Origin of the sequence: Ferruginibacter sp., from assembly GCF_031430955.1 — a bacterium.
Lineage (GTDB): Bacteria > Bacteroidota > Bacteroidia > Chitinophagales > Chitinophagaceae > Ferruginibacter.
Genome location: NZ_JANPCM010000572.1, coordinates 1 through 9,910, shown reverse-complemented (window position 1 = coordinate 9,910; position 9,910 = coordinate 1). Strand labels below are relative to the sequence as shown.

Here is a 9,910-nt window from a genome sequence, read left to right as displayed (position 1 = left end):
TTCCCTCATATACTGCAAGATATAATGGAGATTTATAAGCTGGTGTAAATTATTATTGGCATTATTTTTCTTGCTGCCGGTTCATTTCTTAAATGGCAATACACACCGGCTCCATCATGATGTAAGGGCATGCAATCAATTTGTACAACCTTTCTTCCGGTAAATGTTTTTTCTAATATTTGTTTTGCTTGTTCATCTCTTTGCTTTAATTCCAACGGCAAACCCTCTTTCCAAAAACGGGCAGTTACAATTCGTGTACCACCCAGGTAGATAATAAATGCCGCAACGTTACATCTCCCAATACCGGGTGCATTCCTTTTTTATCCAAATCGGTTTCGGTTAATTGTAAAGATGTAAACCAAATTATATTCTCTTTTCGTATAGCTGCAAATTCATTTAACAATTGTTGTAAAGATTTATCTTTACTTTCTTCGTACATGGCAACACGGTTCCAGCGCTCAAAGGTTTTTGTATTACCAAATTCAAGAATCATTTTTGCCCTTGCCGTCCAGTCAGTTTTTTCTCCGTGTATTAAATGCCCAACAACATCGTAAGGTGAAAATGTTTCGGGGCCTTCGTTATTAATTATCCAATCATCACTTAAACCTTCAAGTAATGCGGTAAGTACAGCGGGTGTTCGCTCTAAAATTTCTATGGCTTGTTCAACTGTATATTTCACGGCAATAATTATTTTTTCTTTTTAGATGCCTTTGCGATTTTATTATAATCTAACGCCAGCTTTATCCAATACTCTAATTTCTTTTTTGTATTTAATGCTGCTATATCCACAAACACATAACCCTTCATTATTTTACCTGTAAAATCCATTGGCATGCAGCCCTCTTTTTCCATCACTTTATCATACTTTACAGGATCAAGCCTTACCATCAATCTTTCTTTTTCTACTCCCACACACATTTTATCGTTTACCATAAAACATAATCCGCCAAACATTTTTTTCTCTTCGGTTATGTTGTGGGTTACGGCAATTATTTCTCTAACCCTGTCTGCTAATTTTTCATTATAAGCCATAAAAGATTATTTTGTTTGCGGCACACTATGCAATGCAACACGGTTGCCTTCAGTATCAATAAACACCGCCATGTTTCCATACTCCGGGCTTATTGCTGTTTTTGGTACCATAATTTTTCCACCTGCAGTTTCAACTTTATCTAAAACATTTTGTACATCGGGGTTTGCATTTAAATAAATTAAAGGGCCGTCGGTTACTGATGGTTTGTGAAAACCTCCGCTGTCAACCAATGCGCCTCCAACCTGCGTCATCATATCATCTAATGGAAACATACGCATTTTAATATTAGGCATTTCCACTGGTATCATACTAATACCGAAAATTGTTTCATAAAATTTTTGTGCCCTGTTAATGTCTGTTGTTGGTATTTCAAACCAACTGATTGCGTTTTGCATGTTATTTTATTTTAGGTATTAATAAATTTATTCCGGCATGTTTTGTTTTTGCCATTCTACAAATACATTAATTAAACTGTCGCTTAATGGTGGCTTTTTATTTTTCCAGGGCATGAACCTGGCATCGCTTTGCGGTAATTTTATCCTTACAATAATATCGGCAATATGATTTTTTACTGCATCGTAAGTATTTAGCGGCTCCTTTCTTCCCGCTGAAGGAAAATGGCAAGGCGTACAACTTGCCTGCATAACAGGCATTACATCTTTACTAAATGACACCACAGGGGTTTTTGCCGCTTTTTTACTGCTGCTGCAATTTTGCAAAATTACCAGGCAGCAAAAGCCTGCTGTAACTAAAAATATTTTCTTCATAATTATTATATTTAAATGAAAATAATTTTTATTGCTTTACATAGAGTTGATCATTGCAGGTATCATTCTTTACTTTATTGTGCCATTCACTCATGCCAAATTCCATATTGGTTATTTTGGTAAAACCTTTTTGCATTAAAATATAACTTGCCATGGGGCTGCGGTGGCTATGGCTGCAATACACAATTATTTCTTTGTTTTTATAAACAGCTAATTCCAATATTCTTTTTTCTAATTCCTGTACAGGAATATTTACAGCACCGGTAAGTTTACCAAATTTATCGGGTGCTGTACCATTAAATTCTTCGGGTGTACGAACATCTAACAGTACAGTATTTTGTTTACCAATACCATCAATATAATTACAAAGAGCTGCAGGGGTTATGTTTTTAATATGCACAGTTTTTTGGTCAACCATATCCATCATACAACTATTACACTGGCCCGGGGCTTTATACACAGCTGTATCACAATTTCTTCCGCAAGGCATACAAACATAATTTAAATCAGATTTGGTAATCTGTTTTCCTGTGCTGTTTGCATTACTGCAACTTTCAATAATAAAAACCTGACTTACTAAAACCAGGACTGCGGCAAATAATTTTTTCATTTTTTTATTGATTGATATCTTTTCCTTCTTTCAATTTTACAATTTGTCCTTCCAGTGTTTTTTTAGCAGCATCATTTGGCGCCTGTGCTATTGCTTTATTGGCATATTTTAATGCATTTTTAAAATCGCCTTTGGCTGAATAACCATTTATAAAACCGTTGTTAACTGCAAAAATATCGCCGTATCTTTTTTGCGATGCATTAAATACTTCCATTGCTTTATCTGTACGTTTTTGGGTTATTAATATTCTTCCATAACCTGCATATTGGTTTGCAGTTGCAATTAATAAAGCTTCTTTCATAGTTGAATCTGCTTCGGGCAAGCGGTTCAATTTTTCGTATGCAGTAGCAAGATTGCGTAAAGTGATATAAGTTTTTTGTCCGCCAATACCATCAATGGCTCTTTTGCTCCATACTAATGCTTCATCAAGATTTATATTTTTATTAAAACAAAACTGTGTAGCCTGTAAAATATTAGATGGAATAAAACCTTTCCGGCTGTTTAGTTCTTCCCTTATTCTTGCCAGCACAATATTATCTGCATCAACCTCTACTTTAAAAAGTACCGATAATTTTTCCCACTGCATAGCAATAACACAATACTTTTCTTTGTGCTCAATAAACTCATACTTTAAATATTCTACACTTTTATCCAGTGCAACAGGTTTTACATTTACCCTTAAGGCATCATATTTTTCATCATAATAAAAACTTCCCCAGGCATCTGTTTGAGTAGAAAATATTATAGTAACATTATCGGCTCCCATCGCCATAAACAAACCATAACTGCCTGCTTTAAGTGGCTGGCCTTCTATTTTTACATCATGTTCAAAAGTTATAACAGTGTTTTCGTTTGCCCCTGCACGCCATGGCGATGTATTTTTATTCGTAATAAAATTTTGTGTTGTAAAGCCATAAGTAACCGCATTGCCATCGCCCCAAATTTTTCCTTCCCGCTTATTTACATCGGGCCGGCTGTATTTAATGGTGATGGATGTAATACCCACTTCTTCGCTGATGGTTGCCCTGGGGTTGTTGGCAGATGGTGGCATATCTAGTTGTGCAAAAGAATGGGCGGCAATAAAAATTATTGCAATAAGCAGGCGTAGTTTTTTCATTGTTATTTTTTATTTTATGGAGATAAATTTTTATTTATTTTATCCTGGTAAAAATATTATTTACCCTTTTATTTTTCTTCTGTATTCCAAATCATATTCAGTACTCCAGGTTGCACCGTTATCTTTACTAATTTCTCCATGCTGCCTTAATTTATTGGGGCCTAAATTAGTAAAAGTCATTTTACGAATAGCGATAGTGTCTTTGCTAAAATTAAATGGTGTAGAGGAGTAAATGATCTGGTTATTTTCAAATTTTCCCTGCAGGTATTCGTTGCTGCCACCTGCATTATCCACCCATGTTTGCTGCCATTGTTTAGTGGCGGCATTGTAGGTATTAAAACTTTTTCCTGCATAGCGCAAGCCCTGTTGTATGGAGGCGCTTGTCCATTCTTCTAAAATAATACAACTGTCCAATATCACACTTATTTTACTGTCGCCAACTTTTTTTCCGTTATTGTCAAAGGCTTCCCACTCACCAACCCAAAAATCAAACTGGCGGTAAACAGGATTACTGCAGGGAAGTTTTTGTGCCTGTAAAATATTGCTATAACAGGCAACAGCAATGAGCAGTATAAATTTTTTCATACAGTTATTTTTTATACCGGACAATCATATTACTCTAACTGCTTCTTTACTTATCCGTAAATGCTTCCGTTTATCCATTACTTATTTGGTAACTGCATTCAGCATTTTTTCATACATCTCATCATTGGCTTCCCACAATTCCACCCGGTTGCCTTCGCCATCCAGTATATGAACAAACTTTCCGTATTCGTAAATTTCCATCTGGTCCACTATGGTTACGCCTTCTTCTTTTAATATTTTAATCAGCGCTTCCAAATCATCTACCCGGTAATTTATCATGTACTGCTGACTGGCATCGCCAAAATAATCGGTCTCTTTTTCAAAAGGACTCCACGCCGAAAAACCTTTCTTTTCTTTTTCATCGCTGTGCCGCCATTCAAAACTGGTTCCAAATTTATCCATTACCAAACCCAGGTGTTTGGCATACCATTCTCTATGAGCATCTGGATTTTTACATTTAAAAAATACGCCGCCTACAGAAGTAACTCTTTTCATTTTTTATTTTTCAAATTAGGCAACTTATCCCGTGTTTGCAATAAAAATTTTACAGGCGGCGATTCACACATTTATTTTTTCCATAAAAATTTATTTTACTGCCGTTTACATTTTATTAACAGGATACTTGTGTAATCCGGTTGGCTAATTCATCTTATCAGCAAATTCAACTGTTATGCTTTTATCAACCCGGCTTAAAGATGCCCGTTATTTTCAAATATTATTTCAAACTGTTTTTTTAAGCTATGGCATTTTTTATTTACACTGGAATAATGAGAGCTGGTTATATGCCACGTATTTTATTACAAGCCTTATTACACAATTGGTAGCTGAGTTTTTTTTAGGAAGAAAAAATATCCCTTTTCTGCAAAGATTTAAAAAAGGCATTCCCTCTGTTTTAATATCATCTTTTGGCCTGAGTCTTTTATTAAAAACAAACTTTTTGTGGGTAGCAATATTTGCTGCGATGGTATCTATTCTTTCAAAATATATTATACGCATTAAGGGTAAACATATTTTTAATCCATCGGCACTGGGTATTGTTGCTGCAATTTTTTTAACCGGTAAAGCATGGATAAGCTCCGGCCAATGGGGAAGCGGAATAGTTTTACTGTTTGGTGTTTGCTGCCTGGGGTTTATTGTAGTTAGTAAAGTGCAAAAACTTGATGTTACACTTGCCTTTCTTATAACATTTGCCGGATTAATTTTTATCAGGCAGATAATTTATCTCGGCTGGCCAGCAGATCATTTTATTCAATCTATAAGTACCGGTAGTTTATTGTTGTTTTCTTTTTTTATGATCACCGATCCTAAAACAACACCTGATCATTCCATTGCAAGAATTGTTTGGTGCGTTGCCATTGCAGCGGTTGCTTTTTATTTAACCACATTTAAGTTTATTAACGGTGCACCCATATTTGTTCTGGTACTGGCCCAACCGTTAGTGCCGTTAATTGACTGGTTATTTAAAGCGAAAAAGTTTGAGTGGACAGCCACCACAAAATACAGTTCCCAGGAAAATGATTTTTTAAATATCATTTATTCTAAATCAATCATGTAATTAATCAACGCTAAAAAAATAAATTATGAAAAGTAAATTATTAATTATTGGTGCAGCCATTGTTGCAGCGCCACTTATAATGTCTTTCTGCGGTTTTTATGTAAGCAAGGCAGATGGCACATTAAAAAACAAAACATCGCAGGTAATTTTAGTACGTGATGGTAATAAAACGGTTATTACCATGTACAACGATTTTAAAGGCGACACAAAAGATTTTGCCATGGTGGTGCCTGTGCCGGTGGTGTTGAGGAAAGATGATATTAAAGTGGTGGACCAAAGTATTTTTCAAAAACTAAATGATTACAGTGCGCCGAGGCTGGTGGAGTATTGGGATCAGAACCCTTGCAATGACTATGAGAAATCCGAAGATAAAATGTCGGCAGCACCAGGTTTAAATGAAGTATCTGTTACCCGTTCGTTAAAGGGGAAAGTTGCCGGAGTTAAAATTGAAGCCCAGTATTTAGTAGGCGAATACGATATTTTAATTTTATCTGCAAAAGAAAGTGGCGATCTGAAAAAATGGCTAAATGAAAACGGTTATAAAATTCCTGCCAATGCCGAAGAAGTTTTAGAACCTTATATAAAAAGTAACCTAAAATTTTTTGTAGTTAAAGTAAATGAAAAAGAAAAGAAAAAATTAAATAATAATTTTTTACGCCCTATTCAAATAAATTTTAACTCGCCAAAATTTATGCTGCCCATTCGTTTAGGAATGGCCAATGCCGATGGCGACCAGGATTTAATAGTGTATGCCTTTACCCGTAAAGGAAGAATAGAATGCACCAATTACCGCAACACGAATATCACCACCGATAAAAATGTACCCTTGTTTGTACAAAAAAACTTTGGTGCTTTTTATGGTAACCTGTTTACCCATCAATGGAATAACGAAGATAAGAGTGTGGCCTTTTTAGAATACGCCTGGAATGTTACCCCCATTAACCAAATGAAATGCGACCCCTGCGTGGGCAACCCGCCAACAGAACAGGATTTGGTGCAGAGCGGTGTTTGGTGGCTTGGCGGTAAAGACTGGAGCGATTACAGCGATGTGGACAATGAAGAAACTGATAACGGCAGTAAAAATGTACACTTTACCAGGATGCATTTTCGCTACAACAGAAAATCGTTTGCGCAGGATTTAATGTTCCAGGTAACACCCAACACACAAAACTTTCAGGCAAGATATATTATTACACATCCTGCCACCGGCGATTTTAATTGCGATGCCGGTAAAAAATATTTACAGGATTTAAAACAAAGAAGAAAAAAAGAATTGGTACAGCTTACTGCATTAACCGGCACCAATATTAATAACTGGCAGGACGATGCTGCGGCAGTTAACGATGAAGAAGATGTGGCTGAAGTGCAATACCAAACATTATTGCCAGAGGTAAAAAATGATATGGACAGGGAAAAAAGTTTACCCGGTGCAATGATTTTATTAAGCGCCGTTTTATTGGGCGGTGCAGGATTTATGAGGTGGAAAGGATTTGTGTAACCCCTATCCCCTAAAGGGGTAAAATAGTTGGACATACAGGTTTTGGTTTTAAGCATTTCCGTTTTTACGGAAGTGCTTTTTTATTTTTTTTGTTACAAGAAAAATTTTAAAGCTTCGCATGGTTCTTATAATATTGCATTTATACACTTACCAATGGAAAGAATATTAATTGAAGAAAAGCATTTTGAAGAGATAAATTTTTCAGCAACTTCATTTGCAGAAGGCGATTATGAAAACTGTGCATTCATAAATTGCAATTTTTCAAACTGTAATTTATCCGGCACCAATTTTTGGGAATGTACATTTACCGATTGCAATATGAGTATGGCAAAACTTACAAAAACTGCTTTCAGGGATTGCGTATTCACCGGCTGTAAATTATTAGGCCTGCATTTTGACCATTGTAACGATTTTTTATTTGCCGCAAGTTTCGATAATTGCATTTTAAACCTGTCTTCTTTTTATAAACTGAAAATTAAAAAAACAGCCTTCAAAAATTCCACACTGCATGAAGTGGATTTTTCAGCAACAGATTTATCGGCAGCGCTTTTTGCTAACTGCGATTTAAGCGGCGCCATATTTGATACTACCATTTTAGAAAAAGCAGATTTTCGTACTGCATACAATTACTCCATTAACCCCGAAATAAATAAAATAAAAAAAGCAAAATTTTCTGTTGCAGGCATTGCCGGGCTTTTGGATAAATATGATATTGTTATTGAATAAATACCATGAATAAAAGCTGTTATATTGGGTGCATTTAAAATTGTTGCATAGCACAAATCGTTCCTACGGAACGAAAATCTTACACTGTCACAAATTACTAGCAACAAGTCGTCCCTTCGGGACGTTTGGTGGGTAGTAAGAGTATATATTAGAATGCTTTCGTTCCGTAGGAACGTTTGGTGAGGCAGCATAGTGTGCGACAATTATAAATGCTCCCGTTACATTGCTTTTGAATAAAACGGCGTAATTTGCAAATACAAAAATTAGTTACAATGTCAAAAATATACACCGTTGCCTTTATTACAGTTGCTGCATTTTTTTCCTGCGATAATGGAAAAGACAAAGTGGTAATAGATCAATCTTTAGTAATGCCGGCATCCGAAAATAAAACCACAACGGCTGTGCCTGCAGATGCAGCATTGCAAAATACAATTAATGCTCAACAGGTTGCTGCTGCTCCAAATACAGCAATATTACCTGCCGCTAATAATATAAATCTTAATACACAAAGTAGCACTACGGCACAGGCACCTGTAACCGTAACTGCACCAACTGCTCCGCAAACTGTTGCTCCCGGCATGAATCCTGCACACGGGCAACCCGGCCATCGTTGCGATATAAGTGTTGGCGCACCTTTAAACAGTAAACCTGCAGCACAAAATAATGTACCGGCCACCGTTAGTACCGCTCCGGCACAGGCTCCTGTAAATGTAAGTACAGCGACTGCACAGCAACAAACTGTTGCTCCGGGTATGAACCCTGCTCATGGCCAACCGGGCCACCGCTGCGATATTGCAGTTGGTGCACCACTTAACAGTAAACCCGTTGCTGCTGCTCCACAGGTAACAACCACACCTGTTAATTTTACACCTGCAAAAACCGACAGCAGTAAAAATTAAAATGCAGTGCTATTAAAATTTTTAAAATAATTTATAAATCATCCTTACTTTTAAAGCCTGGCCTTATATCGCCGTTATCATTTTTGCCGCACATACCGCAATAAACTGCTTCGTTATATTTATTACCGCACCATGCACAACCTTTGGCTTTTCTGTTAGAAAGTAATTCAATAATCCAGTACCCAATAAAAGGTAAAACAAGTAAAATTAGTAAGGAGCCAATAAACCCTGTAGCTTTTTTTCTTCCTTCAAACCAGGCATATAAAATACAAATTGAAATGTAAATGCAGCTCAGCAGTATTATTATCCACGACATATTTAAACTTTATTTTTAAATGTATAGGGTTAGATATTGCGTAAATAAATTAATAGCCCCGTGGCTTTAGCCCGGGGACAAAGATTGTTTTTGTTTTCGGGCTTTAGCCAAAATATGCACTGTTTTTTTAAACAATTTGGCTAAAGCCTTTAACATCTTTTATTTGAAATCCCGGTCTAAAGACCGGGGCAATTAAAAATGCATTAGCGAAAAAGACTTAATTCTATAAAGCTATATAACGTTGTAAATATAATTAACAATTACACAAACTGTTTATTGTCTGCTTGGAAGAATGTAAACTTTCTCTTGCGATAAATTTGTAGTTTTGATTTAAAAAAATGAGCAAGTATAATACATTCCTCACTTTATTTATTGTTGCAGTTATTGCAGGTATTTTTTTTATGGGATTTTATATAAAAGGAATTTTTACGTTTGTTGCACATGTACATCAAAACCCCAATCCCGATCCTTTTGAAATGTTAAGCATTATATTCACTCCCTCAGTTATTATTTCTTTGGCAATAGCAGTAGTTTGCACATTAGCCAGTCTCATAACCGGAATTGTATTGGTTGCAAAAAGTAAAACTGTTTCCGATGGCGAAAAAGCCATTTGGATAATTGGTTTTGTAATGATGTATTTTATTACTTCAATTGTTTTTTTAATTATGGCAAAGGGTAAAAAATTTGTGGAGTAATTTTTTTAGCCGAACTCTGGGATTTCCTATTTGGCTGCGTTGGCACTTGTATTCTACATAACTTTATTCGGTTTTATTGTGAAGGATTATGGAGAATGTTTCGTGAGAC

The 9,910-nt window shown here is 35.9% G+C and carries 14 protein-coding genes; 5 read left to right on the top strand and 9 right to left on the bottom strand.

Annotation, left to right across the window (positions count from 1 at the left end):
- Window positions 1-244 precede the first annotated feature (244 nt).
- The 8 genes from ACY65O_RS16360 to ACY65O_RS16325 all read right to left on the bottom strand — a co-directional run bounded on the left by ACY65O_RS16360 (window position 245) and on the right by ACY65O_RS16325 (window position 4,607).
- Window positions 245-679 (bottom strand): DinB family protein, encoded by a 435-nt coding sequence (locus ACY65O_RS16360; protein WP_462221935.1) that lies wholly within the window; start codon window positions 677-679, stop codon window positions 245-247.
- 8 nt (window positions 680-687) lie between these two features.
- Window positions 688-1,032: a TfoX/Sxy family protein gene (locus ACY65O_RS16355; protein ID WP_462221934.1), complete on the bottom strand. Its 345-nt coding sequence runs from the start codon at window positions 1,030-1,032 to the stop codon at window positions 688-690.
- A gap of 6 nt (window positions 1,033-1,038) precedes the next feature.
- Window positions 1,039-1,428 (bottom strand): VOC family protein, encoded by a 390-nt coding sequence (locus tag ACY65O_RS16350; RefSeq protein ID WP_462221933.1) that lies wholly within the window; start codon window positions 1,426-1,428, stop codon window positions 1,039-1,041.
- 27 nt (window positions 1,429-1,455) lie between these two features.
- The gene (locus ACY65O_RS16345; protein ID WP_462221932.1) at window positions 1,456-1,800 is read right to left on the bottom strand and encodes a hypothetical protein; all 345 of its coding nucleotides are present in this window, start codon (window positions 1,798-1,800) and stop codon (window positions 1,456-1,458) included.
- Window positions 1,801-1,828: 28 nt separating this feature from the next.
- A complete protein-coding gene (locus ACY65O_RS16340) occupies window positions 1,829-2,410 on the bottom strand; it encodes a rhodanese-like domain-containing protein (RefSeq protein WP_462221931.1) in 582 nt (193 codons plus the stop codon).
- A 4-nt stretch (window positions 2,411-2,414) separates the two neighbouring features.
- The gene (locus ACY65O_RS16335; RefSeq protein WP_462221930.1) at window positions 2,415-3,527 is read right to left on the bottom strand and encodes a DUF2911 domain-containing protein; all 1,113 of its coding nucleotides are present in this window, start codon (window positions 3,525-3,527) and stop codon (window positions 2,415-2,417) included.
- Window positions 3,528-3,587: 60 nt separating this feature from the next.
- The gene (locus ACY65O_RS16330) at window positions 3,588-4,112 is read right to left on the bottom strand and encodes a hypothetical protein (protein WP_462221929.1); all 525 of its coding nucleotides are present in this window, start codon (window positions 4,110-4,112) and stop codon (window positions 3,588-3,590) included.
- 81 nt (window positions 4,113-4,193) lie between these two features.
- Window positions 4,194-4,607, bottom strand: a complete 414-nt coding sequence (locus ACY65O_RS16325; protein WP_462221928.1) for a VOC family protein — start codon at window positions 4,605-4,607, stop codon at window positions 4,194-4,196.
- 175 nt (window positions 4,608-4,782) lie between these two features.
- Between ACY65O_RS16325 and ACY65O_RS16320 the strand changes: the two genes are divergently transcribed.
- From ACY65O_RS16320 to ACY65O_RS16305, 4 genes are all read left to right on the top strand, one after another.
- The gene (locus ACY65O_RS16320; RefSeq protein WP_462221927.1) at window positions 4,783-5,667 is read left to right on the top strand and encodes an RnfABCDGE type electron transport complex subunit D; all 885 of its coding nucleotides are present in this window, start codon (window positions 4,783-4,785) and stop codon (window positions 5,665-5,667) included.
- Between the two features lie 25 nt (window positions 5,668-5,692).
- Entirely contained in the window at window positions 5,693-7,165 is a 1,473-nt protein-coding gene (locus ACY65O_RS16315) for a DUF2330 domain-containing protein (RefSeq protein WP_462221926.1), read from the top strand.
- A 153-nt stretch (window positions 7,166-7,318) separates the two neighbouring features.
- A complete protein-coding gene (locus ACY65O_RS16310) occupies window positions 7,319-7,891 on the top strand; it encodes a pentapeptide repeat-containing protein (protein WP_462221925.1) in 573 nt (190 codons plus the stop codon).
- A gap of 272 nt (window positions 7,892-8,163) precedes the next feature.
- Window positions 8,164-8,790, top strand: a complete 627-nt coding sequence (locus ACY65O_RS16305) for a hypothetical protein (RefSeq protein ID WP_462221924.1) — start codon at window positions 8,164-8,166, stop codon at window positions 8,788-8,790.
- A 31-nt stretch (window positions 8,791-8,821) separates the two neighbouring features.
- Here ACY65O_RS16305 and ACY65O_RS16300 read toward each other — a convergent pair whose 3' ends face one another.
- A complete protein-coding gene (locus ACY65O_RS16300) occupies window positions 8,822-9,106 on the bottom strand; it encodes a hypothetical protein (RefSeq protein ID WP_462221923.1) in 285 nt (94 codons plus the stop codon).
- Window positions 9,107-9,444: 338 nt separating this feature from the next.
- Here ACY65O_RS16300 and ACY65O_RS16295 point away from each other — a divergent pair, with 338 nt between their 5' ends.
- Window positions 9,445-9,801 carry a hypothetical protein gene (locus ACY65O_RS16295; protein WP_462221922.1) on the top strand — a complete coding sequence of 119 codons (357 nt, stop codon included), beginning with the start codon at window positions 9,445-9,447 and terminating at the stop codon, window positions 9,799-9,801.
- The last annotated feature ends 109 nt before the right edge of the window (window positions 9,802-9,910 follow it).

Bases quoted from the DNA above. Each gene is read 5' to 3' on its own strand.
- ACY65O_RS16295 (WP_462221922.1), top strand. From the start codon at position 9,445: ATGAGCAAGTATAATACATTCCTCACTTTATTTATTGTTGCAGTTATT.
- ACY65O_RS16300 (WP_462221923.1), bottom strand. From the start codon at position 9,106: ATGTCGTGGATAATAATACTGCTGAGCTGCATTTACATTTCAATTTGT.
- ACY65O_RS16320 (WP_462221927.1), top strand. From the start codon at position 4,783: ATGCTTTTATCAACCCGGCTTAAAGATGCCCGTTATTTTCAAATATTA.
- ACY65O_RS16345 (WP_462221932.1), bottom strand. From the start codon at position 1,800: ATGAAGAAAATATTTTTAGTTACAGCAGGCTTTTGCTGCCTGGTAATT.
- ACY65O_RS16330 (WP_462221929.1), bottom strand. From the start codon at position 4,112: ATGAAAAAATTTATACTGCTCATTGCTGTTGCCTGTTATAGCAATATT.
- ACY65O_RS16340 (WP_462221931.1), bottom strand. From the start codon at position 2,410: ATGAAAAAATTATTTGCCGCAGTCCTGGTTTTAGTAAGTCAGGTTTTT.
- ACY65O_RS16355 (WP_462221934.1), bottom strand. From the start codon at position 1,032: ATGGCTTATAATGAAAAATTAGCAGACAGGGTTAGAGAAATAATTGCC.
- ACY65O_RS16305 (WP_462221924.1), top strand. From the start codon at position 8,164: ATGTCAAAAATATACACCGTTGCCTTTATTACAGTTGCTGCATTTTTT.
- ACY65O_RS16315 (WP_462221926.1), top strand. From the start codon at position 5,693: ATGAAAAGTAAATTATTAATTATTGGTGCAGCCATTGTTGCAGCGCCA.
- ACY65O_RS16310 (WP_462221925.1), top strand. From the start codon at position 7,319: ATGGAAAGAATATTAATTGAAGAAAAGCATTTTGAAGAGATAAATTTT.
- ACY65O_RS16325 (WP_462221928.1), bottom strand. From the start codon at position 4,607: ATGAAAAGAGTTACTTCTGTAGGCGGCGTATTTTTTAAATGTAAAAAT.
- ACY65O_RS16335 (WP_462221930.1), bottom strand. From the start codon at position 3,527: ATGAAAAAACTACGCCTGCTTATTGCAATAATTTTTATTGCCGCCCAT.
- ACY65O_RS16350 (WP_462221933.1), bottom strand. From the start codon at position 1,428: ATGCAAAACGCAATCAGTTGGTTTGAAATACCAACAACAGACATTAAC.